The following is a 25683-nucleotide window of genomic DNA, read 5'->3' on the forward strand; positions in this document are numbered from 1 at the left end:
ATCAGACGTTGAAGCGGAACAGCATCACGTCGCCGTCCTGGACGGCATATTCCTTGCCCTCCGAGCGCAGCTTGCCGGCTTCGCGGGCGCCCGCTTCGCCGTTGAACTGGACGAAATCGGAATAAGCGATGGTTTCCGCGCGGATGAAGCCGCGCTCGAAATCCGTGTGGATGACCCCGGCGGCCTGCGGTGCCTTCGAGCCCTTTTCCACGGTCCATGCGCGCGCTTCCTTGGGACCGGCGGTGAAGAAGGTGATGAGGTGGAGCAGATCGTATCCGGCGCGGATCACGCGCGACAGGCCGGTTTCCTCGAGCCCGAGATCGGACAGGAACTCGCCGCGATCCTCCGGCGCCATGGTAACGATCTCGGCCTCGATCGCGGCGGAGACGATCACCGCGGCGGCGCCCTCCGCCTTGGCCTTCTCGAATACGCGGGTACTGTGGGCGTTGCCGCTGACCGCATCGCCTTCGTCGACATTGCAGACGTAGAGGACCGGCTTGGCGGTGAGCAATTGCGCACGCTCGAGCGCCAGTTTCTCCTCGGCATCCTTGGGCTCGGTCAGACGCGCCGGCTTGGACTGGCGGAGCAACTCCAGCGCCTGACCGAGGACCGAGGCCTGGACCTTGGACTCCTTGTCGCCCTGCTGGGCCTTCTTGACGAGGTTCGGCACTCTCTTTTCGAGGCTCTCCAGATCCGACAGCATCAACTCGGTCTCCACCGTGTCGGCGTCGGCGATCGGATCGACGCGGCCTTCGACGTGAGTGACGTCGCCGCCCTCGAAGCAGCGAAGCACATGCACGATCGCGTCCACCTCGCGGATGTTGCCGAGGAACTGGTTGCCGAGGCCTTCGCCCTTCGAGGCGCCGCGGACGAGCCCGGCAATGTCGACGAATTCGAGTTGGGTCTCGATGATGCTCGCCGATTTGGCGACCCGGGCGATTTCCTGCAGCCGCGGATCAGGAACCGCGACCCGTCCGACATTCGGCTCGATCGTGCAGAAAGGGTAATTCGCCGCCTGCGCCGCGGCCGTCTCGGTGAGCGCATTGAACAGAGTCGATTTGCCGACATTGGGCAGGCCGACGATCCCGCAACGAAAACCCATCACTAACCTCTTGAAGTCATCTTTGCCGGCTCCCTAGCCGCTCTTCGGTTCGGATACCAGCAAGGCGCCGGTGTCTTGTCAAAGAGCCGCCCGCAGGTGAGGCTGGGGCAAAGGTGGGATGGAGACGACGGGTGGGATGGAGGACAGGGTGGGCGCTGCTCGTAGCGCTGGTTGCGATCATTGTCGTGGCTGAGCCGGCCACCGCCGCCTCCGAGGACCCGTTGCGGGCCCGCGCCGAGGATGTCGTGCGGTTCCTGAACGGCGAGGCGCCCGCCGAAGAGGTCTTCAACGCGGCGTTCCTGCGCGAAATCCCGGCGGCGCAGATCGGCGCGCTCGCCTCCCAGATCCGACACTCCGGCGGGCGAGCGCTTCGCGTGTCCGCGGTTGCCGCGGCAGCGGATCATAGCGGCGTCGTCACCGTGGAACTGGAACGCTCCATTCTACAACTGCGTCTCGGGATCGATGCCGCGCATCCGAACAGGATTGCCGGTCTGCTGGTCGAAGCCAATGCGCCACGCAGCGACAGCATGGCGGCGGTGCTCGCTGACATCCGAGCATTGCCCGGCACGGTCTCGTTCGCAGTCGCGCGGCTGGGGGAGGGAGCGCCAGCGCTGCTTTCCGCCCACGAACCCGATCGGCCGCTGGCGATCGGATCGGCGTTCAAATTGTTCATACTCGCCGAGCTTGCACGTGGCGCGAAAGCGGGGGAACGGCGCTGGAGCGACGTCGTCCCGTTCGACCGTCGCTCCCTTGGCTCCGGCATCCTGCAGGATTGGCCACAGGGATCGCCGATGACGCTGCACAGCCTTGCGGCGCTGATGATCTCGCGCAGCGACAACAGTGCCAGCGACGTTCTGCTCCACCGGCTCGGGCGCGAGCGGGTCGAGGCCGTGCTGCCGATGCTCGGGCTCGCAGCGCCGGGTCGCAATAGGCCCTTCCTGTCGACCCACGAGGCTTTCGCGCTGAAATATGGAGCCGACCGATCGCTGTTGCTGGCTTATGTCGCGGCCGATGAGGCAGGCCGACGGGCATTGCTTCCGCGCCTGGCAGCGACTCCGCTGGCGACGCTCGATCCGATGCGCACGGGCGGGAGCCCGACCGGTATCGGCAGCGCCGAATGGTTCGCCTCGTCCGCGGATCTGGTTCGCACCATGGACTGGCTCCGTCGCCAGGGCGGCGACGAGGCTCTGCGGATCCTCGCCATCGCGCCGGGCGCCGACACCGCCACGGCGCGGCGCTTTCCGTATTTCGGCTACAAGGGGGGATCGGAACCGGGCGTGGTCAACATGACATTCCTCGCCAAACGCCGGGACAATGGCTGGATCGTCGCCACCGCCAGCTGGAACAACGAGGCCGCCGCGGTCTCGACCGAGCGCCTCGGCGCGCTGATGACGCGGGCACTGAACCTGTCCGCGGAGGGATCTTGAACTCAAGCGGCGCAAATGTCGGAGAGTCAAAGCTTCGGGAAGCACGAGAACGTACGAGCAGCGAAAGCGCTTGTTCTCGGCTCCTCCCTGAACGATGGAATGAGCGCATAGCCGATGCGCAAGGCCCGATGCGATAGCACGCGGCATATGTCACGTTTCCGGGGCGCTTGAACGGTCGTTGAATATTGCGGGACCCAACCGCGTGATGGACCGTTGGTCCGGCCAGTCGCCGCTTGAATGTGGTCAAGACACAAGAATGAGAGGAAAATTCATGCGTATTCTAGCTCTGTCAGTCCTGGCGCTTGCCACGTCCGCTTGCGGCGGCAGCGATACCGGGGCAAACGACGCCAACGCCATGGCGAGCGACAATCTGATGGTCGATCAGAACATGATGATGGACCAGAACATGATGATGGACGCGAACGGCTCGATGGACTCGATGGGCAACATGGAGGCCAATGCGACCGGCGTCGATGCCAACACGCAGAACCTGATGCAGCAGGATGCGACGACCAACGATCCCGATACCAATCTCGCAAACGGCATCTAGCCGGCAGCGCCGGTCACGACTGCACCGACGAACATGGAGGGAGCGTCCGCGCGAGCGCGGCGCTCCCAAATTGTGCCTCGGCTTCGGGGCCTTGGTCGCGACTGTGCCACGCGGTCGAGATCAGGGTCCTGTTCTCACAGGATTGGCGCCTCAGCTGTCCTGGAGCCGCAGGGCGACTTCGTTCATGAAGCGGGCGTCGTCGCCTTTGGCGAGCCATTCGGCTTCGGCGGCGATCGCGCCGAGCATGTCGGCCAGGCGATCAGTCTCGGCCTTTGCATAATTGCCGAGCACGTAGCCGGTGACTCGATCCTTGTGCCCTGGATGGCCGATGCCGATCCGCACCCTGCGAAAGCCATTGCCGACATGCGCGTCGGTGGAGCGCAGGCCGTTATGCCCGGCAGTACCGCCGCCGACCTTCACTTTGACCTTGAATGGTGCGAGATCGAGCTCGTCGTGGAAGATCGTGACGTCGCCGACGTCGCGCTTGAAGAAGTCCATCGCGGCACGCACGGCGCGGCCGCTGTCGTTCATGAAAGTCGATGGCTTGAGCAGCAGGATGCGGCTGCTCCCGATCCGTCCTTGCTGCGCCCAGCCCTGGAACGCCTTCTTCGGCGGATCGAAATTGTAGGTTTCGGCGATCGCGTCGATCGCCATGAAGCCGACATTGTGCCGGTGCATCGCATATTGCGCGCCCGGATTGCCGAGGCCGACCCAGATCTGCACGGGCTCGAAATCCCATGTTTCCGCCTCGGGGGCGTCCAAGGGTTGGCCCGGCACCTCCACCGCCTTGGGGGCGAGGAGAGCGCCGAGCCGTCTAAAGAGGGACAAACCCTTACGCGTCTTCGCCGGTGTCGCCGGACGCAGCCGCGGATTCGCCGGCCGCGGAGCCGGAGATGGTGGCAACGGTGAAGTCGCGATCGGTGATCGCAGCCTTGGTGCCCTTGGGCAGCGTGACCTGGCTGATGTGGATCGAATCGCCGATATCGTAGCCGGACAGATCGATGACGACCTCGTCGGGAATCTCGGCAGCGTCGCAGATCAGTTCGATCTCGTGGCGCACGGCGTTGAGAACGCCGCCGCGCTTCAGGCCGCGGCTTTCCTCTTCGCCGGTGAAGCGGATCGGAACCTCGACGGTGACCGTGCTGTGCTCACCGATGCGGAAGAAATCGACATGCAGCGGCCGGTCGGTGACCGGATGGAACTGGACGTCCTTGGGAAGGGTGCGGGTGGCCTCGCCACCGACGTCGATCATCACGACCGTATTCATGAAGTGGCCGTTCGACAGCGCCTTCACGAGGGCCTTTTCCTCGACGTGGATCTGGACGGGTTCCTTGTTCTGGCCGTAGATCACGGCCGGGACGCGGCCTTCGCGACGAACTGCCCGGGAGGCTCCCTTGCCTGCCCGTTCGCGCGTCTCGGCCGACAGCGTAAGCTGTTCGCTCATGTGCATGTCTCCAATTGGAAGTTCAAACGCCCGCGCTCACGCCTCCAGGGATGACCATGAACGGGGGAGGGGCGCCCTTAGCGGAGGAGGGCCCGAAAGGCAAGGCGCGCACGAAGGAACGGCGCCTGGAGCTTCATTGGATACGGACCGCCTGGATACCGCGTTCCTTCAACACCGTCTGCACGGAATCCTTGCCGGCGAGATGCCCGGCGCCGACGGCCACGAACACGGTGCCCGGCTGATCGAGCCGGGCGTCGAGCCATTCCGCCCAGCGCCGGTTGCGCGCGGAGAGCAAAGCCTCGCGAAGCTCCGGCGAAAGCTTCGCTTCCTCGTCGAACGAGGCCGCGATCCCGGCTTCGTCGCCGCGCGACCAGGCGTCGAGCATCTTCTGGAATTCCTTGCGGACGTCATCCGGCGCTTCGAGCACGCCCTCCAGGAAGGTGCGCTGCGCCTCCTCCGAAAGGGTGTCGAAATAGCCCAATTGCTGCTCGACGGTTTCGAGGCCGCGTACAGGCTTGCCGCTGGCCTTGACGTTCATGGACAGCGCGCGTTCGACGCCTTCCTCTCCGGAAATGCCGAGACGCTTGAAGGTCACGCCGGTCAGCGCCAGCGCCGCGGCCCAGGTTTCCAGCCGGTCGAGCACGGCCGACGGCATGCCGCTCTCGTTGATCATCGCTTGCAGCGCTGCGCGCTTTTCAGCCGGTACCCGCTCGATCAGCGGGGGCAGGCCGGGGCTGACGCCGAGCTTCATCATCGCCGCGCCAGCAGCCTGCTGGTCGCCGACGTCGGCGATCTCCATCACCAGCTCGCTCGACGCGGCGAGCGCCTGATCGAATGCCGCCGTCCGCCAGACATGATCCTTGGGCAGGAGATGAAAGGTGCCGAACAGATAGATATTGGTGTCCGCATCGGCGATGCGCCACATCGCAGGCCGATCGGTCTTGGCAACGGGAGCGTCGACATTGCCTTGAGAGGCGCAGCCGACCGTCAGGAAGGCTGCGGCAATGGCGGCGTGGATGGGCTTGGGCTTCGACATGATGGCTCCTCAATCGACTCTCTTGACGGGAAGCCCGCGCGCTTCCAGCATTTTCTGAACCGACGACGGACCGGCGAGATGGCCGGCGCCGACGGCGAGCAGCATCGTGCCGGGCTTCTCCAGCCGCTGCGCGAGCCACTCGGTCCAGGCGGCGTTGCGGCGACGAACGAGCGCGTCGAACAGAGCCGGCGGCAGGTCTTCGAGGCTGTCGGCGAGCGCCTCGGCCCGGCCCTGCGCCCAGATATCGTGATCCTCGCTGGCCTGTGGGGCCGGATCCGCGCCGGCCTCGTCGACCGACGACAGGAGCAATTCCAGCTGCGTCTCCTCGGGAAGGGCGTTGAGGCTCTTCAGCACGTCGACCGGATCCTCGATCTGACCGATCGGCTTCCCGGCCGCTTCGAAATCGGCTTCGAGCCGCTCCTCGACGCCGGGCGCGTCGTCCGGATCATCGACTCCATAGCCTTCGAGGATGCCGGCCATGCCGATCATCAACGCCGCGGCCCAGGTCCTGAGCCCGGCATAGGCCTCGATCGGCAGAGGCCCCGCTTCGATCACCTTCGCCAGCGCATCCCGTTTGTCCGCCGGCACCCGGTCGAGGATCGGGCGCGGCGTCTCGAGCGCGAACAGGCCGGGCGCCTCCGGTGGCACGTCGTCTTCGCCCTCCTGGTACGTTTCGAGGACAAGCTCGTCAGCCCTCTCGATCACCCGGTCGATCGCCGGCGAGCGCCAGCGAAATCCCGGCGGCAGGACATGGATGGTGCCCAGTATGTAGATCTTCGTATCCGCGTCTTCGAGCAGCCACAGAGCAGGGCGGGGTTCGTAATCCTGAACGACCGGAGAAGGCTGCGCCTCGGCCTGCGGGGAGCTCTGTGCGGAAATGGCCGGCTTCGCCGCCGGTTCGATCGCCTGCACCGGGGCCGGCGAGATCATAAGCAAGGATGCACACCAGATAATTGGCAGCTTCCACTTTGATCTCAACGACATGGTGTTCATCTCACGCACTCGGTCCAAGCCGACGCGATCTCTGGAGCCTCGGCGTTCCTGGGTCAATCGCAAGTGCTTCCCTTGACCGGTCGCAGGCCATGCGCCAAGGCGGATCAACATTCTTTGTTGCAGGTGCGAAGCAGATCGACGTGGACAAGCCGCCCAGCTTCCAGACTCTCATCCTCACGCTCCATGATTATTGGAGCCGCCAGGGATGCCTCATCCTTCAGCCCTATGATCTCCAGATGGGCGCCGGCACCTTCCACCCTGCGACTGCCTTGCGGGCACTGGGGCCTAATCCGTGGAAGGCGGCCTATGTCCAGCCGTGCCGCCGTCCGACCGACGGGCGCTACGGCGAGAATCCGAACCGGCTCCAGCATTATTACCAATATCAGGTGATCCTGAAGCCGAGCCCGCCCGATCTCCAGGCATTGTATCTGGGTTCGCTCAGCGCGATCGGCATCGACACCACCAGGCATGACATCCGCTTCGTCGAGGACGATTGGGAGAGCCCGACGCTCGGTGCCTGGGGTCTCGGTTGGGAAGTGTGGTGCGACGGCATGGAGGTGACCCAATTCACCTATTTCCAGCAGGTCGGCGGCTATGATTGCAAGCCGGTCGCGGGCGAGCTGACCTATGGGCTAGAGCGGTTGGCGATGTACATCCAGGGCGTCGACAACGTCTACGATCTCGCCTTCAACGATGAGGGCGTGACCTATGGCGACGTCTTCCTGGAGAATGAACGCCAGTTCAGCGCCTATAATTTCGAAGTCGCGAACACCGAGACCCTGTTCCGCTGGTTCAAGGATGCGGCCGAGGAAAGCGCCCGCTGCATCGAGGCCAAGCTGCCGCTTCCGGCCTATGACGAAGCGATCAAGGCAAGCCACATCTTCAACACGCTCCAGGCCCGCGGCGTGATCTCCGTCGCCGAGCGCCAGGCCTATATCGGCCGTGTCCGCGAGCTTGCGAAGGGCGCGTGTCAGGCCTGGATGGAAAAGAACGGATGGGCCGCCTGATGGCCGATTTCCTGCTCGAACTCCTCTCCGAGGAGATACCGGCCCGGATGCAGGCCAAGGCCTCGGCCGACCTTGCACGGCTGTTCGCGGAGCAGATCGCCGCTGCAGGCCTCAAGGCCGAAGCGATCGAAACCTATGCGACGCCGCGCCGCCTGGCGCTGATCGCCCGCAACCTCCCCGCCGAGACCGAAGCGGTGCAGGAGGAGCTAAAGGGGCCGCGGACCAGCGCGCCACCGCAGGCGCTGGAAGGCTTCCTTCGCAAAACCGGGCTTTCGCGCGAGCAGCTCGTCGATCGCGATGGGGTGTTGTTCGCGGTGATCGACAGGCCGGGCCGCGCCACCACAACGGTGCTCGCCGAAGCGATACCGGCGATCGTCCGTGCTTTCCCGTGGCCCAAGTCGATGCGCTGGGGCGCCGCCTCGTCCTCGACCGAGAGCCTGCGCTGGGTGCGTCCGCTGCAGGGCATCGTCGCCTTGTTCGGCGACGACATCGTCGGGTTCGAGATTGCCGGGGTGAATTCGGGCGCGGCCACGGTCGGTCACCGCTTTCACCATCCCGGCATCATCACGATCGGCAGCGCCAACGATTATGTCGAGAAATTGCGCGCCTGCCATGTCATCGTCGATGCCGCCGAGCGTCAGCGGCTCATCGCCGAGGGTGCCCGTGCCGCAGCCGCGGCGGACGGACTGACCCTGGTCGAGGACGACGGGCTGCTCGCGGAGAATGCCGGCCTCACCGAATGGCCGATGCCGTTGCTCGGGCGCTTCGACCCGGCCTTCCTGCAGGTGCCGCGCGAGGTGATCCAGCTCACCATGCGCACCAACCAGAAGTATTTCGCCTGCGTGGACGCGAACGGGCAGCTTGCCCCGAACTTCGTCTGCACGGCCAATATCGAGGCGTCGGACGGCGGTGTGTCGATCATCGAGGGAAACCAGAAGGTGCTCGCCGCCCGCTTGTCGGACGCGAAATTCTTCTGGGAGCAGGACCTCAGGACGCCGCTCGAAAGCTTCCTGCCCAAGCTTCAGGACATGCTTTTCTACGAAGGCATGGGCAGCCTGCGCGAGAAAGCGGACCGGATCGGCGCGCTCGCCGCGGAGATTTGCCGCACCTGGTTCCCGGAGCGCGATCCGGAAACCGCGCGGCGGGCCGGGCTGCTCGCCAAGGCGGATCTCGCGACCGCCATGGTCGGCGAGTTTCCGGAGCTTCAGGGCGTCATGGGCGGCTATTATGCCGAGAAGAATGGCGAGAAGCCCGGCACCGTTTCTGCGCTGAAGCAGCAATATGTGCCAGCGGTCGAAGGCTGCATTCCGACCTGCGTGGCGCTCGCCGACAGGATCGATACGCTCACCGCCTTCTTCGCGCGCGGCATCCGCCCGACCGGGTCCAAGGATCCGTTCGCGCTGCGGCGGGCGGCGCTGTCGATCATCCAGACGATCCTCACCAACGGCATTCGGCTGAGCCTGCGCCAGGCGCTCGGAATGGCCGAGGCGCAGGCCGATCTCGACGAGCTGATGGCGTTCTTCGCCGATCGGCTGAAGGTGCAGCAGCGCGAGGCGGGCGTGCGGCACGATCTGATCGATGCGGTGTTCGCGCTGGGCGGGGAGGACGATCTCGTCCGCTTGCTGGCGCGCGTTCAGGCGCTGCAATCGTTCGTCGAAACCCGCGAGGGCAACGACCTTCTCGCCGGCTACAAGCGCGCGGCCAACATCCTCAAGAAGGAAGGCTGGGGCGCCGCGTCGCGGGCGATGGCCGGGATCGAGAATGAATCGATCCCACAAACGGGCGAGGAGGATCCGCTGGTCCTCGTCGACGATCCGCAGCTTGCCGATGCGGTGGCCGCCTTCAACCAGCGCCACCCGATCGCCTACACGCCCGAGCCCGAGGAAGCCGCTCTGATCGATGCCCTCGACGCGGCGGCGCCGCAGGCGCAGGCGGCGGTGGAGGCCGAGGATTTCGAAGGCGCGATGGCCGCGCTCGCCACTCTGCGCGCGCCGGTCGACGCCTTTTTCGACAAGGTCACGGTCAATGATCCGGATCCGCTGAAGCGTGAGGCGCGTCTGGATCTGCTCGCGCGGATGCGCGACGCTGTGCACCAGGTTGCCGATTTCTCGAAAATCGAGGGCTGACGAGAGCCGAGCAGCGCCTTTCGAGAACGGTTCATGATCCCGCATCTTTGTTGAAGGGTGCGGACAGACAAGGAAGGCTGGGAATGACGCAGTACGTGTACCGTTTCGGGGGAGGCGTTTCCGACGGCGGCAAGGGCGACAAGAACCTGCTTGGCGGCAAAGGCTCGAACCTCGCCGAGATGGCTTCGATCGGATTGCCGGTTCCGCCGGGCTTCACCATCTCGACGGCCATGTGCTCGCGTTATTATGCGGAGGGCGAGCGCTTTCCCGACAGCCTTCGCGAGGAGGTGGCGAACGGCCTCGCCCATATCGAGGGCATCACCGGCAAGCGATTCGGCGACGTTTCGGATCCGTTGCTCGTCTCCGTCCGCTCGGGCGCACGCGTGTCGATGCCTGGAATGATGGACACGGTGCTCAATCTCGGCCTCAACGACGAAACCGTCGAGGGTCTTGCCACCATAGCCGGCGATCCGCGCTTCGCCTGGGACAGCTATCGCCGCTTCATCCAGATGTATTCCGATGTCGTCCTCGGTCTCGATCACGGGCGTTTCGAGGAAGCGCTGGAGATCGCCAAGGAAGATCGCGGCGTTCATCTCGACACCGACCTGGGCGCCGACGACTGGCGCCGCCTGACGGTCCGCTACAAGGAACTGGTCGAGGAGGAGCTCGGCCGCCCATTCCCGCAGGACGTCCACGAACAATTGTGGGGCGCCGTCGGCGCCGTGTTCGGTTCGTGGCAATCCGAGCGCGCCAAGGTCTACCGCCGGCTCAATGCGATTCCCGCCGACTGGGGCACCGCCGTCAACGTCCAGGCGATGGTGTTTGGCAACATGGGCGAGACGTCCGCAACCGGCGTGGCCTTCACCCGCAACCCTGCGACCGGCGAGCGCGCTTATTACGGCGAATATCTGATCAACGCGCAGGGCGAGGATGTCGTCGCCGGCATCCGCACGCCGCAATATCTGACCAGGATCGCGCGCGAGACCGCCGGAGCGCGGGCGGCATCGATGGAGGAATCGATGCCTGAGGTCTATGCCGAGCTCGCCCGGGTCTTCGATCTGCTCGAAGGCCATTACCGCGACATGCAGGACATCGAGTTCACGGTCGAACGGGGCAAATTGTTCATGCTCCAAACCCGATCGGGCAAACGCACGGCCCGCGCCGCGTTGCGGATCGCGGTCGAGATGGCGAGCGAGGGGCTGATCTCGGAGGAAGAGGCGGTGCTGCGGATCGATCCGTCCGCGCTCGATCAGCTGCTCCATCCCACGCTCGATCCCGCGGCCGAGCGCAATGTCATCGCCAAGGGGCTGCCTGCCTCGCCGGGCGCAGCGTCGGGCGCAGCCGTGTTCGACGCGGACACTGCCGAGAAGCGCGCGACGTTGGGCGAGAAGGTCATCCTGGTCAGGACCGAAACATCGCCCGAGGACATCCACGGAATGCACGCGGCGCAGGGCATCCTCACCGCGCGCGGCGGGATGACCAGCCACGCGGCGGTGGTCGCCCGAGGCATGGGCCGGCCGTGCGTCAGCGGCGCCGGATCGGTGTTCATCGATCTCGGCCAACGGCTGCTGCGGGTGGGCGGCGTCGAAGTCCGCGAAGGCGAGACGATCACGATCGATGGTACGAGCGGCGAGGTGATGCTCGGCGAGGTCGCGACGGTCCAGCCCGAGCTGGTCGGCGATTTCGGCACCCTGATGGTCTGGGCCGACAAGGTCCGGCGGCTTCGTGTCCGGACCAATGCGGAAACGCCGGCCGATTGCAGGACCGCGCGCGAATTCGGCGCCGAAGGTATCGGGCTCTGTCGTACCGAGCACATGTTCTTCGACGCCGGGCGCATCACCGCGGTGCGGCAGATGATCCTGGCCGAGGACGAAGGCGGACGCCGCGCCGCGCTGACCAAGCTGCTTCCCGAGCAACGCGGAGATTTCGAGGAAATCTTCCGGATCATGGCCGGCCTCCCGGTCACCATCCGGCTGCTCGATCCGCCGCTCCACGAATTCCTGCCGCACAGCGAGGCGGAGTTCGCCGACGTCGCGCAGGCGGCCGGGATCACGGTCGACGTGCTGCGGCGTCGGGTCGGAGAGCTGCACGAATTTAATCCGATGCTCGGCCATCGCGGCTGCCGGCTCGGCATCACCTATCCCGAAATCTACGAGATGCAGGCGCGGGCGATCTTCGAAGCGGCCGCGACCGTCGCCGCCGAATCCGGCGAAGCGCCGATCCCCGAGATCATGGTGCCGCTGGTCGGCACGAGGGCGGAGCTGCGCATCATCCGCGAGCTGATCGAGCGCACCGCCAAGGCGGTGTTCGACGAGCAGGGCAAGAGCGTCGACTACCGTGTCGGGACGATGATCGAGCTGCCGCGTGCGGCCCTGCTCGCCAACCAGATCGCCGAGGAAGCGCAGTTCTTCAGCTTCGGCACCAACGATCTCACCCAGACGACGCTGGGGGTCAGCCGTGACGATGCCGGCCGCTTCCTGACCACCTATGTCGAAAAGGGCATTTTCGAGCGCGACCCGTTCGTCAGCATCGACGAGGATGGGGTCGGCCAACTGATCTCGCTCGCGGCGGAGCGCGGCCGGACGGTCAAGCCCGATCTCAAGCTCGGGATCTGCGGGGAGCATGGCGGAGATCCGACCTCGATCGACTTCTGCGAGCGGACCGGCCTCGATTACGTCTCGGCCTCACCATACCGCGTTCCGATTGCCCGGCTGGCGGCGGCGCAGTCGGCACTGCGCCACAGGCAGGCGGCCGACGCGCTCGGGCTCTGATCCGAACCCGCGAGATTGGGGCTCCGCCAGCGGCGGTGCCTCGATCATTTTTTCGGTTTGTAATCCGGGAGGGCAGGCGGCGCGGCGAGGCTGCCGAGGCCGCCTTCCTCCACCTGCTCGATCCCGGTACGGACTTCCGAGACGGTGGTTCTCAGCGCGCGGGCCCGGGTGCCGAGATCCGCACTCCGCTTGGCGAGCCCCTGCGCGGACGAACGCGTCGCACCGAGTCGTTCATCGAGGCTGCGCAACGTCGCACGCGCCTCCGCGGAGGCTTGCCGAAGCTGGCGGAGAGATGCGGAGCCTTGTGCGCTCAGCTTCTGATCCATGGCATCGGCGCGTTTGGCGTAATCGGCGGCCATGGTCGTGGTGTCGCGCAAGGTGGCGCGAGAGGCAGCAATCTGACCGTCGATCGTTGCGGATTGCTGCGCCAGCGCGGCGGTGCTCTTCGCGGTCGCATCGAGCCGCGCCGAGATCTCGCGTTGGCCCTGCGCTGACGTGAGCTCCAGCAACATGTCCGTGCCCCGGGAGATTCGCTCCACCAACGGGCCAGGATCGCTGACGATCTCGCCAAGTCCGGCATTCTTCGCCGGTATCACGCCAATGCCATCGTTGTTGAGCGCAATCGGCCGGCCCATGCCGCGCGGCGCATCAAGGCTGATCAGAGCGGCGCCGAAGATCAGATCGCCATTCAGCGCGGCGGTCGTCCCTTCGACGATCGGCAGTTCCTTGTCCGTGATCGCGATCCGCACTCGAACGAGATCCGGCTTGCCGGGTTCGAGATCGATCGACTGAACCCGACCGACCGGAATCCCCGCAAAGGTGACCGAAGACCCTTCGAGCAGCCCGGAGACGGACTGATCGAACAAGATGTCATATTGCCGGCCCTTGCGCGGGTCGTCGGGCGTGATCCACATGATGAAGCCGACCAGCGCTACGAACACGCTGGCGACGACCACCGAGACCAGAAAGATGTGAGATCGGGTTTCCAAGTGTCTCTCGCCGCTACCGGAGCGGCAGGCCTAACATCAGGCCCGACAGCAGGCTAGTGGGCCAAGGGCGATCGTTGGCAGTGATGTCGATCGTCCGTCCTCAAAGCGGCCCCGGGCCATCGACGCGGCGCCGCGCCTCGTCGCGTGCCGCGGCGGTGCGGAGCGTGTCCATCTCGGTTTCTTGAACCCGCAGTCGCTTGTTCTCGGTCTCGAGCTCCTGGCGAAGGCGGGCCTCCTCGCGGTACCGGCGCTTCCACTTGCCGCCTGCCATCAGCGCCATGCCGACGACGAGCCCGAGCAGGAAGATCAGGATATAGAGAACCCATTCGTTATAGCTGACGGCGTTCACCGAAGGCTCCTCGTCTCAAGACAGCATCGGAAGCTTCAATGGGCGAGCGCGCCGGTTGTTCCGCATCCGTGCCGTTCTGCTCCTCGTGCAGGCCCGGCGGGGCCTGGAGGCGGGAACTCGAGCCACGGCTCGCCGCCTTACAGCAGCGAGTCGGAGATCGAGCAGGCCGCGGGGCCGAGGATGACGATGAACAGCACCGGCAGGATGAACAGGATCAGCGGCACGGTCATGATTGCAGGAAGCCGGGCGGCTTTCTCTTCCGCGCGCATCATCCGCTCGTTGCGGAACTCGGCCGAAAGCACGCGCAGGGCGCTGGCCAGCGGAGTGCCGTATTTCTCGGTCTGGATCATGGTCGTCACGACCCCGCGCACCGCCTCGAGATCGATTCGATTGGCGAGATTTTCGAAGGCGGAGCGACGATCGGTGAGGAAGCCGAGTTCGATCGAGGTCAAGGCGAACTCGTCGCCGAGCTCAGGATAGGCCTTGCCGAGCTCGCGGGCGACGCGATTGAATGCGGCATCGACGGTGAGGCCGGCCTCTGCGCAGATGACGAGCAGATCGAGAGCGTCCGGAAGCCCCTTGCGGACCGCATGCGAACGCTTGGTGACCTTGTTTTTCAGCCAGATGTCGGGAAATTTGTAGGCGAAGATGATGGTGCCGGCGACCATGCCGTAGCGCTTGAGCGGACCCCACTGGGGGAACCAGTCGAGAAGATAGACGCCGACGATGATCAGGGTGCCGAATACCACCGGCAGCACGAAACGCGCGAAGATGACGACGAAGGCGAGATCCTTGGAGCGGATACCGGCCTGCATCAGCTTCTTCTGGGCGAGCTTGATCTGCTCGTCCTGCAGCATCTTCAGCGAGCCGAGGAGACCGCGGACCTTGTCAGCCATCTCGTTGCGGTTGCTGATTGAGCGGCGGCGCTTGTTGGACGTGCCGACGATGCCCGCCTTGAGCTGCTCGCGGCGGGCATTGAGCGCCTTGACCCGCTTGGCCATCGGATCCTTGACGGTGGTCGCGGCGTAGATTGCGACGAGCACCGCGAATGTGGCGATGGCGGCGAGGAACGTCGCCACCGTCAGCACATCGATGCCCATCAATGTCGGACCGCTTGCTGCAGGTGCCATGTCGGTGACTGTCCTAGATCTCGAAATCGACCATCTTGGCCATGATGAACACACCGAGGCTCATCCAGATCAGCCCGCCGCAGCCGGCGATGATCAGACGTTCGTCGGTGAAGAATTTCTGCATGTAATTGCCGTTGATGAACCAGATCATCGCGAACACGATGAAGGGCAGGGAGCCGACGATCCAGGCCGAGGCCTTGGATTCGGACGACATCGCCTTGATCTTGAGCTTCATCGCGGCCCGCTTGCGCAGCACGTCGGAAAGGTTGCCGAGCGTTTCGGCCAGATTGCCGCCGGTCTCGCGCTGGATGGCAAGGGTGATGACGAAGAACTGGAATTCCGGCGTGCCGAGGCGGTCCGCAGTCTCCTGCAATGCCACGTCCATCGTCCGGCCGATCTTCATCTTGTCGGACACGGCTCGGAATTCCTCCGAGATCGGCCCTGGGACCTCGTCGCTGATCACACCCATCGTTTCGGTGATCGGAAGACCCGAGCGAAGCCCGCGCACCATCAGATCGATGGCGTCGGGGAATTTCGAGGTGAATTTCGCGATGCGGCGCTTGATCAGCTTGCCGACGACGAAATGCGGGAGGCCGATCCCGATGAAGAGCCCGACGAACAGGCCGAAATAGAAGGGCAGCCCCCACAGCGACAGCAGCACCGCCGTGGTGAGGAACAGCCCGCTCGACGCGACCAGATAATGGAGCAGGGACCAGCCGCGCCCGGTCTGATCGAGACGCTTGCGCAGCAGCGCCGGCTTCGGGATGATCTGCGAGGCCCACCCCTCCATCTTGGAGGCGTTGCGGTTCTGAAGGATACGGCGCATCTGCGCCTCGGCGGCGACCTCGGTCGACCGGCTGTGACGCTCGCGCACGCCTTGCAGCCTGCGCTGCGATGCCTTCGACCCGGACGGCCCGGAGAAGGCCATCGAGGCGAGCGCGAGCGTGCCGATGAGGCCGGCGATCAGGATGAACAATTGGATGCTCGGCGCCATCTTCTATCCTCGCCCGCTACGCGTCACGTCTCAGGCCTTGGCTTTGGTAAGCTTCGGCTTCTTGGCGAGCATCGTCTTGATGTTGAACTTTTCCAGCAGCGAGCCGCCCGATCCCGTCTTCGATGCACCTTTGACCGGCTGCGGCGCTTCGCTCGTCTCGACCGCTGCGAGGGTGAGGTTCAGGAGCGTGTTGAGCGGCTGGGCGATCTTCGCGCCGGTGGCGACCTTGGCGAAAGGCTGACCGAGCTTGGCAGCCTGGGCTGCGGCCTTCGGATCGAACGGGATAACGATATCCACCTTCCGCTCGATCGACTGCTCGAAATCCTTGCGGCTGATCTCCTGCAGGCCTTGAGGCACGCGATTGGCGACGACCACCACCTTGGCCTGCGGCGCGTTCGCCTTCAGCCAGCTGAGAATGCGGATCGCGTCGCGCGTCGCCGCGAGGGTGAATTCGACGACCACGATCACGGCATGGACATCGTGGACGAGGTGCGAATGCTGAACCAGCATCGACCGTGGAATGTCGAGGACGGTGCCCTCGAACGCGTTCCGGATCTCTTCCTGGAGTTGGTAATAGGCCGAGCCGTCGTTGAGCAGCGGCTGATTGAGCGGCGCTTCGGCCGACAACACGCACAATTTCTCGTTGGCGCGAACCATCGCGCGCTCGATGAACAGGCCGTCGATGCGGCTAGGATTCTCGATAGCGTCGGTGAGGCCGCGGCCGGGCTCGAGATCGAGCGCCAGCGCCCCGGTTCCGAAGTGGACGTCGAGATCGAGCAGGGCGGTCGAGCGCCCGGCCTTGTCGCCCATCAGCCATGCGACGGAGGTTGCGATCGTCGACGCTCCGACGCCGCCCCGCACGCCGATTACCGCCGCCATGACGTGCGGCTTGTCGGCGCTCGGCTCGTTGGCCCGCGGCCCGGACACGATCATCTGGGCGTTGACGAAGGCGTCACGCACCTGATCGGGCGTGAACGGCTTCAGCAGATAATCCTGGATGCCGGACGCGACGAGATCGCGGTAGAGGCGCACGTCGTTGACCTGGCCGGCGGCGATCACCACCGTTCCCGGTTCGCAGACTTCGGCCAGCGCGTTGATGTCGTTCAGGGGATCCCCCGATTCCGACAGATCGACGAACAGGATGGTCGGGCTGGCGGAGACCGAAAGAGTCTGGATCGCGTTGCGGAGTCCGCCCCGGTTCACCTTCTCGGGTGCCCAGCCATGTTCAACGGCGATCGGCCGAAGAGCTTCGGCGGTGGATTCGTCGCAAACGAAGGCTGCAAACGGGTCGCGCAGCGCGGCGGCGCGGCTGCCGTGGAATGGAGCGTTCATCAATTGCCACCCTTGCTGGACTCGGACTTGATCTCGCCCACCGAGGTCGGGATCTTATCGCGATAGACCTTGATCGCCTTGGACGTCGCAGCCGGGTCGCCGGTGCGGGCACCCTGCGCGCCGAGAACGAGATCGTTCGGGTCGGCGATCATCGCCGCGAGGTTCGAATTGATCGCGCAACCATAATTGGACGACAGCGAGCTTGGCCCGATCGGCTCCCAATTCGGGCAATTGGGCACGTAAGCCACGCTACGGCTGACGATCACTCGAACGCCGTCTGGGGCGACATCGCCCGGCGTGATCGGTGCACCATTGCTGAGCAGGATGCCATAATCGGCGGCAAGGCGCGCGATGTCGCGCCGCGTCGGGCCTGCGTCGCGCGGATCGTCGACCGAGACGCGATCCCCGTAGCCGAGATCGAGCGAGCGGAACCATCCGTTCAACCTTTGGCGCTCGGCGGGAGGAAGCCCGTCATAGGCACCCTGCAGATCGAAAACGTAGTCCGTGCGTTCCACGACAGGCTGATTTTCCGATTCGAGTCCGCGATTGCCCCGTCCGGGGGCAGGAAGGGCGTTCGCGGCGGTGCTCGCGAGAACAACCGCACCGAGCCCGGCCAGCATGAAGATGGATGTTACGCGATCCATGGAGAGATCCTTTCGGGCGATCAGAAGCTGAAGCCGGGCGCTGCAGACGCAGTCTGTGCGGGAGCGGTTCTTGCGGGTGCAGGCAGCACCGGAGCGGACGATGCGGCACCGATGGTTGGCCCGACGATCTTCGGCTCGGCCATTCGCGGCCGGGGCGTGGGCATCCCGGAGGCGCGACCCTGATCCTTGCCCAGCATCACGCGCTCGCCGGTCGTGGCGCTGCGGAAGCCATCGGTCGGCAGCGCGATCTGATTGGCGCTGACCGGCTTCACAAGATACGGCGTTACGACGATGACCAGCTCGGTTTCGCTCTTCTTGAAGCCGTTCGAGCGGAACAGCGCGCCGATCACCGGCAGGTTGCCCAGGAAGGGCGTCTTCTCGATCGTGTTGTTGCCCGAGGCGCTGAGCAGCCCGCCGATCATGAACGCCTGTCCGGAGCCCAACTCAACAGTGGTCTCGGCGCGGCGCACGGTGAGTGCGGGAATCTCGTAGCCGCTAAGCTTGATCGCGCCGGCCGACGAAAGCTCCGATACCTCCGGTCGGACGCGCATCGAGATGCGGCCGCCCTCGAGGACAAACGGCGTGAAGGCAAGACTGACACCAAATTGCTTGAACTCGATGGAGGTGCCGTTCAGACCATTCGAGATGGCGATCGGAAACTCACCGCCGGCGAGGAAACTTGCGGTCTCGCCCGAAAGGGCGGAAAGGGTGGGTTCGGCAAGGGTGGTGACCAGCCCGCTATTCTCGGTAAGGTCGAGAGCGCCGGCGACGTCCATGCCAAGAAGGCGGCCGACCAACCCAAAGGTGGTCGTGCCCGGGGACATGTCGAATTCGAAGACGCCGTCATCGTTCCATTCCCCGACACCATCTCCGCGTCCAAACGCGCCAGCCGTTTTGCCACTGTTCAGGTCACGACTGGTGAAGTTGACGCCGATGTTGCGCAGCATCGTGCGGCTGACTTCAGCGATCTTGACCTTGAGCATCACCTGCTGCGGCGTTGCGGTCTTGAGCCGGCTGATCACTTTCGTGGCTTCGCCGACATAGGCTTGGACGAGGCGGCTCGCTTCCTCGACGTCGGCCGGGGTGGCGACGGTTCCGGTGAGCAGCACCATGCCGTTGACCGGCTGCGCACTGATCTGCGCGTCCGGCATCGCGGTGCTGAGGAATTCGTCGAGCGAACCGATGTTGGTCCCGACCCGAACGTTGGCCGACCAGATCGTGCGACCGGCCTTGTCCGTCGCGAACACCGTGGTCTCGCCGGCAGACTTGCCGAACACGTAGATCTGGTTTGCGGAGCGGACCTGGACGTCCGCGATCGAATCGTTGGCGACGAACAGATCGGTCATGGTTCCGTTGAGCCGGACCATGCGCCCGGTGCCGACGGAAATCGCGACGTCGTTGGTCGGGCGAACGGCCGACGGCTGGGCCGCGGCGGGTGCAGCGCCCACGGCAAGCGTGGCGCACGCGAGCACGGCGGCGATCGCGGTGCCGAAGCGGACGCGCGGAAGGAGAATGCGCTTGGTCATCTTACTTGGCTCCGAGCGGAACGATGGTGACGTTGTTGCCGCGCGCGACCCGGACCACCGGCCCGACGGGCTTGGGCGGACCCGCGGCGGCGATGATCGGAGCAGCGGGCGCTGCGCCGTCGCTGCTCGGGGCGGTGCGCGCCGGAACGGAGCTGCGCTGGAAGCGGGAGACATCGGCGCCGACGGTGACGCTGGGATTCGAATCGATCGGCTTGTTGGCGATTTCGATCAGCATGCGCTTTTCGGCGTTCGGATCGGCATTCTCCGGCACCGTGACCTCGCCGGAGGCAATGGCGCGCTCCAGCTCCGCCGACGTGTCGGCGATGGCGCGCAGCGACAGCGACAAGGTGCCGATTGTCTGCATGACCGCGATCTTTTCGGCGATCTTGGGAGTCGCTTCGAGGGTCACCAGCGAGAAATTCTGGACGACCGGCTTGCCGTCTTCGCCCTGGGCACTCATCCTCTGATCGGTGGCGAGCACGCGAACATTGCGCACCACGGTTTCGGACGCCTTGAGCGGCGGGCCGTCGCCGGTGACTTCCTGGGTCAGCACGATGTCGACCCGGTCGCCGGGGAAGATGAAGCCGGCGACGCTGCTAGTGGCGGACACGGCGACGGTCACCGCGCGCATCCCGGGCCCGAGAGCGGCGGCAAGATAGCCGCGCTCGCCAGGCTTGATCAGCGCGCCGGTGGTGACCGGCTGCCCCGCAGTGATCTCGCTGCGGACGACGGTGCCGATCAGATCCTGCGGGCTTGTTCCAGCATTGCCGCCCTTGATGTAATAAGCGGGCTGAACAAGGCCTTCCGGCCACGCTTGATAGCGCAGCGATTCGGCGTCGATGATCGTTCCGACGGGAAGCGAGCGCGTCGCGACCAGGACTTCAGGTCCGGCCGGAACCACGGGTGTCGCGGAGGCCTCGGGCGCGCCGGCGCCGTTGAACATGTTCCTGGCCGTGACGGCGGTCACCGCGGCAACGATGAGTGCGCCGACCAGCAGCACGATCTTCTTAAAATCCATGACGGCACTCGCCTCCTGCCCGCTTTCGAAAAGCAAGCGTGATCATCAGACAAATTGGTTAAGGAAGCGTTCGCCGATCAGCCAAAGGCCTGCGAACGCTATGGCAATCCCATAGGGGATCTCGGGTTTGCCGACGGATTTGGAGAGGTGATGCGCCAACGCCATGACGAGGGTGAGCACCCCTCCGGCAAGTGACATGATCGCCACAAGGTAGAGGGTCGCACCCCAGGGCAGCCACAAAGCGAGGGCGCCGAGCAGCTTGACGTCGCCGCCGCCCATCCAGCCGAAGCGGAACGGGACGCAGAACACCATCAGGGTCAGCGAAGCGACCGCGACCTGCAGCGCCGCGTCCGGCCAGAGCAGAAGGCCGTTCGCCCACCAGAACGGAAGTGCGAGCAGGGCGATCGCCCCGTTCAATTCGTTGGGGATGATCCGGTTGCGCCAGTCGCCGACGGCCGCGGCGATCAAGCCCGCGGTCAGCAATCCGATCAGAAACCAGGAAATATCGTCCTTCATGGTGAACAGCTACTAGACGGGCTTGCTTACAAAACCGTAACCGCGGACCTATGGAGGATCAGGTGATCGATCGCCGCGCGCTTCCCCACGATGCGCAGCTTGGCGAATGGCTGGCGCCCGACGGATGGCGGTACCGTCGCCTCGAGTGGCCTGGCGATGGGCGGGGCAGCCTGCTGTTCGCCGGCGGCCGCGGCGACTTCATCGAGAAGTATCTCGAGGCACAGCACCATTGGCACGATGCCGGGTGGACCGTCACCGCGTTCGATTGGCGGAGCCAGGGCGGCTCACGCGGTGACATTGTCGGCGGACACCTGGAGAGCATGGATCCTCTGGTCGACGACCTTGCCGCCTTGATCGAAGACTGGAAGGCGCGTCATCCGGCGCCGCATGTGGTCATCGCACATTCGATGGGCGGCCACGTTCTCGCGCGAACGCTTGCGGAGCGCCGACCGCAGATCGACGCCGCGGTTCTCGTCGCGCCGATGATGCTGGTCAACAGCGAACCGCTACCGCCCTGGGCGGCGTGGTGGACGGCGAGCCTGTTCACCCTGGCCGGATTCGGCCGCGTGCCGATCTGGCGCTCCCCGACCGCTTCCGAGGGCGCGGGCGCGCGCCGCCGTTCCTATCTCACGAGTTCGCCCGAGCGATTCGAAGACGAATTGTGGTGGTGGGAGCGCCAGCCCGGCTACAAGCTCGGACCGCCGAGTTGGGGATGGCTGCTGGCGGCGATGCGCTCCTGCGCCGTGCTGACGCCCAAGGCGCTCGGCGGCATCACCACGCCGTGCCTCTTCCTCGCAACCGAGCGCGACCGCCTCGTCAGCGCTTCGGCGATCCGCCGCGCGGCGGAGGTCATTCCGGCGGCCGAGCTGTTGATGCTCAACGATTCAGGCCATGAAATCCTGCGCGAGGCCGATCCGGTGCGGCTCAGGGCGCTTAACGCGATCGATGCCTTCTTCGCGAGGCATGCCGCACGGTGAGCCGCCGCTGCGATATCCTGATCGTCGGCGCCGGCATGGCTGGTGCCAGCCTTGCCGCCGAAATCGCCGGCGCCGCATCGGTGATCGTCATCGAGGCGGAGGAAAGTCCGGGCTATCACGCGACCGGACGTTCGGCGGCATTCTGGTCCGAAACCTATGGCGGGCCTCTTGTCCAGCCCCTCACCACCGCCTCCGGATCCTTTCTGCGCGCCGGAGGCTTTCTGGGCGATCGCGGCGGCCTTCATATCGCCGGGGCGGAGGGGGCCGACACGCTCGGATCGATGGCGCGGAGCTTCGATGGCGCGGTCGCGCTGGAGCCGCTCGGGCGCCGCGACATGGCCGCTCGCATCCCACGCCTGAAGGCCGGCTGGGATCGAGCCCTCCTCGAGCCGACCTGCGCAGACATCGATGTCGCGGCACTTCACGCTCATTATCTGAAGTCCGCCGGCGCGGCGGGCGTGCAATTCGTCACAGCCGCCCGTCTGGAAGCGGCCGTTCGAGAGGATGGCGGCTGGACCTTGGAGACCAGTGCCGGGGCGTTCGCCGCCGATATTCTGGTCGATGCGGCGGGTGCCTGGGCGGACGATGTCGCCCGCCTTGCCGGCCTGCCGCCGCTCGGTATCCAGCCCTACCGCCGGACCATGGTCCAGCTCCGCGTGGACCCGCCCGCACCGGCCGAATTGCCGTTGGTCATCGATGCGCTCGGACGTTTCTACTTCAAGCCGGAAGCGGGCGGCAGGATCTGGCTGAGCCCGCATGACGAGATCCCCTGTCCTCCGTGCGACGCCGCGGCGGAGGAGATCGACGTCGCGACGGCGATCGCGCGATTGCAGACCGTGGTCGATTGGCGGATCGAGCGGGTCGAGCACAAATGGGCCGGGCTCCGCAGCTTCGCGCCCGACCGGGTGCCCGTCTACGGCTTCGCGCCCGGCCGCGGCGATTTCTTCTGGTTCGCCGGGCAGGGCGGGTTCGGTATCCAGACTGCGCCGGCCGCGGCGAAGCTCGGCGCATCGTTGCTGCTCAATCGCTCTCCCGATCCGATGATCGAAGACATCGATCCGCACCCCTACCGGCCTGATCGTCTGGTCGGTTGATCTCTTGGGCGGGAGTTTGAATGTCCATTGCGCTGCCACGCCGGAACTTCCTCGCCGCCGCGGCGGCAACCGCACTCGTCCCACCGGCGATAGCGGCTTTGCCGAAGGATCGCGGACCGGCGGTGATCAATGCGCTGGGCGGTCTCTTCGACCCGAACCAGCCGGCCGAGGACGAAAGCGGGGCAGAGGTCGCCGGAACCCCTCGCACCCCGATCGAGCGCCGTGTCATCGAGGATGCGCTGGCCTCCGGCACGATCGCGATCAACAACACGCTCGGCTACGTGGCCGGGCCGATGGATCCGTTCGAGTTCACGGTGTCGGAGATCGCGACCTGGGACTGGCGGATTCGACATCATTCGGACCGGCTTCTCAAGGTGTTGACCGCGGGCGACATCCTCCGGGCCCGGGCCGAAGGCAAACTGGGCATCATCTACGGTTTCCAAAACGCCCTGATGATGGGCGACAGGGTGGCGCGGGCCGACCTCTTCTCCGATCTCGGCGTCCGCGTGTTTCAGCTTACGTACAATGTGGCCAATCCGGTCGGCGACGGTGCGATGGCGCCGCAGAACCGGGGTCTCACGCCGTTCGGCCGGCAGCTCGTCGAGCGTCTCAACGCGAACCGGGTGATGGTCGATCTTTCGCATAGCGGCGAACGCACATGCCTTGATGCAGCCCGGCTCTCCAAAGCCCCGATCTCGATCAACCATACAGGCTGCCGGGCGCTCACCGACCTGCCGCGCAACAAGACCGACGAGGAGCTTCGGCTGGTCGCGTCGCGGGGCGGATTCGTGGGCATCTATTTCATGCCGTTCCTTAATCCGCGCAGCGTCGCCACGGCAGAGGATGTCGTGCGCCACATCGATCATGCCGTGAACGTCTGCGGCGAGGACCATGTCGGCATCGGCACGGACGGAGGGACCACGGCGATCGCCAACATGGTGCGCTATCGCACCCACATCAGGAAGCAGATCGCGGATCGCAAGGCGGCGGGCATCGGCGCGGCCGGCGAGAACCCTGATACTCTGCCCTTCGTCGAGGAGTTGCAGGGCCCCGATCAGTTCCGCACGCTGGCCGGTCTGCTGCGAGAGCGCGGCTATCGCGAGGGCAGGATCGAGAAGATCCTGAGCCTCAACTTCCTTCGCTATGCCCGCACTGTCTGGGGCGGCTGAGCCGAACATGCGTAGCGGCGCCGACGCACGCGCCTACGTTCGGCGCGTTGCAAACTGAACGGCCGCGGCGCAGGCGAGCTGGTCGGCGCGCTCGTTTTCGGGATGGCCGGCATGGCCCTTGACCCAGCGCCAATCGATTCTGTGCTCGCCGACGGCCTCGAGCAGCTCCTGCCAAAGCTCGGCGTTCTTGACCGGCTTCCTGTCGGCGGTCTTCCAGCCGTTGCGGCGCCAGCCGTGGATCCACTTGGTGATGCCGTCCCGCAGATAGACGCTGTCGGTGTACAGCGTGACCGAACAGGGCCGCTTCAATGCCTGCAACGCGCGGATCGCCGCCATCATCTCCATGCGGTTGTTGGTGGTGGCGGGCTCTCCGCCCGACATTTCCTTTTCGTGCGGCCCGGAGCGCACGATCGCACCCCACCCGCCGGGCCCCGGATTGCCCTTGCAGGCGCCGTCGGTGAAAATCTCGACTTCGGTCATCGTCTCGGTCATCGAACCAAGGTCAGGCGGCGGCTTCGAGGCCGCGCGGCAGCTTGAAGACCATCCGCTCGACGACGCCGTGGCCTTCGCTTTCGGTCAGCTCGAAATGGGCCGAGAGGAAATCGACGACTTCGCGCACCAGCGTTTCCGGCGCCGAGGCGCCGGCCGTCAGGCCGAGCGTGCGGACGCCTTCCAGCCAGGCGAGATCGATGTCGGGCGCGCGGGCGATCAGGCGCGAGGGTACGCCCTGGCGCTCGGCGACTTCGACCAGGCGCAGCGAGTTGGAGCTCTTGGTCGATCCGATCACCAGAACGAAATCGCAGGTCTGGGCGATGTCCTTCACCGCCGCCTGCCGGTTCGACGTGGCGTAGCAGATGTCCTCGCCGCGCGGGCCCTTGATTTCGGGAAAGCGGCGCTCAAGCACGCGGATCATCTCGGCCGTGTCGTCGACCGACAATGTCGTCTGAGTGAGGAAGGACAGGTTCGAAGGATCGGCGGGGGATACGCGCTCGGCATCTTCCGCCGTTTCGATCAGAGTCATGCGGCCTTCCGGGACCTGGCCGAAGGTGCCGATCACCTCCGGATGTCCGGCATGACCAATGAACAGGATGTGGCGGCCGCTTTCGACCAGGCGTTCGGCCTGGCGATGAACTTTCGAGACCAGCGGGCAGGTGGCATCGAGGAAATCGAGGCCGCGCTCGGCGGCCTTGGCGGGGACCGCCTTGGGTACGCCGTGCGCCGAAAAGACCACGGGCACGCCGTCCGGCACTTCGTCGAGCTCGGCGACGAAGATCGCACCCTGCGACTTCAGCGTGTCGACCACATACTTGTTGTGGACGATCTCGTGCCGCACATAGACCGGCGCGCCATAGCGTTCGAGCGCGAGCTCGACGATCCGGATCGCCCGGTCGACTCCGGCGCAGAAGCCGCGCGGCGCCGCGATGAGGATGTGGAGTGGGGGTTTCGAAGCCATATCGGGGCAGCCTCTATGCTGAAAGGGGCGCCGCGT

General features: G+C 65.5%; 24 protein-coding genes. 8 read left to right on the forward strand and 16 right to left on the reverse strand.

Going from position 1 to position 25683, the window contains the following annotated elements; genetic code table 11:
• Position 1: 1 nt before the first annotated feature.
• Positions 2-1102: a redox-regulated ATPase YchF gene (gene ychF, locus C7I55_RS19980; RefSeq protein ID WP_106514793.1), complete on the reverse strand. Its 1101-nt coding sequence runs from the start codon at positions 1100-1102 to the stop codon at positions 2-4.
• A 131-nt stretch (positions 1103-1233) separates the two neighbouring features.
• On the opposite strand from ychF, the gene C7I55_RS19985 reads away from it, so the two are divergent.
• Both C7I55_RS19985 and C7I55_RS19990 read left to right on the forward strand, forming a co-directional pair.
• The gene (locus C7I55_RS19985) at positions 1234-2529 is read left to right on the forward strand and encodes a serine hydrolase (protein WP_106514794.1); all 1296 of its coding nucleotides are present in this window, start codon (positions 1234-1236) and stop codon (positions 2527-2529) included.
• A gap of 271 nt (positions 2530-2800) precedes the next feature.
• Positions 2801-3079 carry a hypothetical protein gene (locus C7I55_RS19990; protein WP_106514795.1) on the forward strand — a complete coding sequence of 93 codons (279 nt, stop codon included), beginning with the start codon at positions 2801-2803 and terminating at the stop codon, positions 3077-3079.
• 150 nt (positions 3080-3229) lie between these two features.
• Here C7I55_RS19990 and pth read toward each other — a convergent pair whose 3' ends face one another.
• The 4 genes from pth to C7I55_RS20010 all read right to left on the reverse strand — a co-directional run bounded on the left by pth (position 3230) and on the right by C7I55_RS20010 (position 6489).
• Positions 3230-3802, reverse strand: coding sequence for an aminoacyl-tRNA hydrolase (pth, locus tag C7I55_RS19995; RefSeq protein ID WP_106514949.1), 573 nt, complete (start codon positions 3800-3802; stop codon positions 3230-3232).
• Between the two features lie 109 nt (positions 3803-3911).
• A complete protein-coding gene (locus tag C7I55_RS20000) occupies positions 3912-4523 on the reverse strand; it encodes a 50S ribosomal protein L25/general stress protein Ctc (RefSeq protein ID WP_106514796.1) in 612 nt (203 codons plus the stop codon).
• A 133-nt stretch (positions 4524-4656) separates the two neighbouring features.
• Positions 4657-5559, reverse strand: coding sequence for a TraB/GumN family protein (locus tag C7I55_RS20005; protein WP_106514797.1), 903 nt, complete (start codon positions 5557-5559; stop codon positions 4657-4659).
• A gap of 9 nt (positions 5560-5568) precedes the next feature.
• Entirely contained in the window at positions 5569-6489 is a 921-nt protein-coding gene (locus C7I55_RS20010; protein WP_158266514.1) for a TraB/GumN family protein, read from the reverse strand.
• Between the two features lie 152 nt (positions 6490-6641).
• Between C7I55_RS20010 and C7I55_RS20015 the strand changes: the two genes are divergently transcribed.
• From C7I55_RS20015 to ppdK, 3 genes are all read left to right on the forward strand, one after another.
• Entirely contained in the window at positions 6642-7559 is a 918-nt protein-coding gene (locus C7I55_RS20015) for a glycine--tRNA ligase subunit alpha (RefSeq protein ID WP_106514799.1), read from the forward strand.
• Entirely contained in the window at positions 7559-9685 is a 2127-nt protein-coding gene (gene glyS / locus C7I55_RS20020) for a glycine--tRNA ligase subunit beta (protein ID WP_106514950.1), read from the forward strand. Before C7I55_RS20015 ends, glyS begins: the two co-directional genes overlap by 1 nt.
• Positions 9686-9768: 83 nt before the next feature.
• Complete coding sequence (gene ppdK / locus C7I55_RS20025) at positions 9769-12456, forward strand: pyruvate, phosphate dikinase (RefSeq protein ID WP_106514800.1); 2688 nt, start codon at positions 9769-9771, stop codon at positions 12454-12456.
• A gap of 44 nt (positions 12457-12500) precedes the next feature.
• Here ppdK and C7I55_RS20030 read toward each other — a convergent pair whose 3' ends face one another.
• From C7I55_RS20030 to C7I55_RS20070, 9 genes are all read right to left on the reverse strand, one after another.
• Positions 12501-13445, reverse strand: a complete 945-nt coding sequence (locus C7I55_RS20030; protein WP_106514801.1) for an MlaD family protein — start codon at positions 13443-13445, stop codon at positions 12501-12503.
• A gap of 100 nt (positions 13446-13545) precedes the next feature.
• Positions 13546-13794, reverse strand: a complete 249-nt coding sequence (locus tag C7I55_RS20035) for a LapA family protein (RefSeq protein ID WP_106514802.1) — start codon at positions 13792-13794, stop codon at positions 13546-13548.
• Between the two features lie 137 nt (positions 13795-13931).
• Positions 13932-14924, reverse strand: a complete 993-nt coding sequence (locus C7I55_RS20040) for a type II secretion system F family protein (RefSeq protein ID WP_199192951.1) — start codon at positions 14922-14924, stop codon at positions 13932-13934.
• Between the two features lie 13 nt (positions 14925-14937).
• Positions 14938-15918, reverse strand: a complete 981-nt coding sequence (locus C7I55_RS20045; RefSeq protein ID WP_199192952.1) for a type II secretion system F family protein — start codon at positions 15916-15918, stop codon at positions 14938-14940.
• A gap of 30 nt (positions 15919-15948) precedes the next feature.
• Entirely contained in the window at positions 15949-17250 is a 1302-nt protein-coding gene (locus C7I55_RS20050; RefSeq protein ID WP_106514804.1) for an AAA family ATPase, read from the reverse strand.
• Positions 17250-17894: a CpaD family pilus assembly protein gene (locus C7I55_RS20055; protein ID WP_199192954.1), complete on the reverse strand. Its 645-nt coding sequence runs from the start codon at positions 17892-17894 to the stop codon at positions 17250-17252. Before C7I55_RS20055 ends, C7I55_RS20050 begins: the two co-directional genes overlap by 1 nt.
• Before the next feature lie 20 nt (positions 17895-17914).
• On the reverse strand, positions 17915-19420 hold the full coding sequence (locus C7I55_RS20060) for a type II and III secretion system protein family protein (protein WP_106514805.1): 1506 nt from the start codon (positions 19418-19420) through the stop codon (positions 17915-17917).
• A 1-nt stretch (position 19421) separates the two neighbouring features.
• The gene (gene cpaB, locus C7I55_RS20065; RefSeq protein WP_106514953.1) at positions 19422-20438 is read right to left on the reverse strand and encodes a Flp pilus assembly protein CpaB; all 1017 of its coding nucleotides are present in this window, start codon (positions 20436-20438) and stop codon (positions 19422-19424) included.
• 45 nt (positions 20439-20483) lie between these two features.
• Entirely contained in the window at positions 20484-20954 is a 471-nt protein-coding gene (locus tag C7I55_RS20070) for an A24 family peptidase (RefSeq protein WP_106514806.1), read from the reverse strand.
• Between the two features lie 62 nt (positions 20955-21016).
• On the opposite strand from C7I55_RS20070, the gene C7I55_RS20075 reads away from it, so the two are divergent.
• The 3 genes from C7I55_RS20075 to C7I55_RS20085 are packed head-to-tail and all read left to right on the forward strand — an operon-like array spanning position 21017 to position 24194.
• The gene (locus C7I55_RS20075; RefSeq protein ID WP_233222319.1) at positions 21017-21931 is read left to right on the forward strand and encodes an alpha/beta fold hydrolase; all 915 of its coding nucleotides are present in this window, start codon (positions 21017-21019) and stop codon (positions 21929-21931) included.
• A complete protein-coding gene (locus C7I55_RS20080) occupies positions 21928-23025 on the forward strand; it encodes an NAD(P)/FAD-dependent oxidoreductase (protein ID WP_269845227.1) in 1098 nt (365 codons plus the stop codon). Before C7I55_RS20075 ends, C7I55_RS20080 begins: the two co-directional genes overlap by 4 nt.
• Before the next feature lie 20 nt (positions 23026-23045).
• Positions 23046-24194, forward strand: a complete 1149-nt coding sequence (locus C7I55_RS20085; RefSeq protein WP_332888434.1) for a dipeptidase — start codon at positions 23046-23048, stop codon at positions 24192-24194.
• 33 nt (positions 24195-24227) lie between these two features.
• Here C7I55_RS20085 and rnhA read toward each other — a convergent pair whose 3' ends face one another.
• Entirely contained in the window at positions 24228-24686 is a 459-nt protein-coding gene (gene rnhA, locus C7I55_RS20090) for a ribonuclease HI (RefSeq protein WP_106514808.1), read from the reverse strand.
• A 10-nt stretch (positions 24687-24696) separates the two neighbouring features.
• Positions 24697-25647, reverse strand: a complete 951-nt coding sequence (ispH, locus tag C7I55_RS20095; protein WP_106514809.1) for a 4-hydroxy-3-methylbut-2-enyl diphosphate reductase — start codon at positions 25645-25647, stop codon at positions 24697-24699.
• Positions 25648-25683 lie beyond the last annotated feature (36 nt).

The organism is Allosphingosinicella deserti (genome assembly GCF_003012735.1).
In the GTDB taxonomy this organism is placed as follows: Bacteria; Pseudomonadota; Alphaproteobacteria; order Sphingomonadales; family Sphingomonadaceae; genus Allosphingosinicella; species Allosphingosinicella deserti.